The organism is Streptomyces sp. WM6372, from assembly GCF_001279655.1.
Taxonomy (GTDB): domain Bacteria; phylum Actinomycetota; class Actinomycetes; order Streptomycetales; family Streptomycetaceae; genus Streptomyces.
Genome location: NZ_LGDB01000096.1, coordinates 1 through 492 on the forward strand (window position 1 = coordinate 1; position 492 = coordinate 492).

Consider the following 492-nt stretch of genomic DNA (forward strand, 5'->3'; position numbering starts at 1 on the left):
GGTCCGGATCCGGCTCACCAGCCGCGTCGCCAGCAGCGAATGCCCACCCAGCTCGAAGAAACCGTCATCGATCGACACCGACTCCACACCCAGGACCTCGGCGAACAGGCCGCACAGGACCTCCTCCCGCGGCGTGCGCGGTGCCCGCCCCGACGCGTCCGAGGTGTACTCGGGAGCCGGCAACGCCCGCCGGTCCAACTTCCCGTTCGGCGTCAACGGCAAGGCACCAAGGGCAACGAAAGCCGACGGCACCATGTAGTCCGGCAGCCGCTCCGCCACGTGCCCGCGCAGGACAGCAGCGTCGAAGTCCGCGGTCGCAGCCACGACGTAGGCGGTGAGGCGTTTGTCGCCGGGCCGGTCCTCCCGCACGACGACGGCCGCCTGGACGACCTGCTCATGACCAGCGAGAACGGCCTCGATCTCACCCGGCTCGATACGGAAACCCCGCACCTTCACCTGACCGTCAGCACGCCCCACGAACTCCAGAACCCC

General features: G+C 69.5%; 1 protein-coding gene. It reads right to left on the reverse strand.

Annotated elements, in window-relative coordinates; all coding sequences use genetic code 11:
- Positions 1–492, reverse strand: a 492-nt coding sequence (locus ADK52_RS09130) for an AMP-binding enzyme (RefSeq protein WP_159045884.1), incomplete at both ends; no start/stop codon positions are given.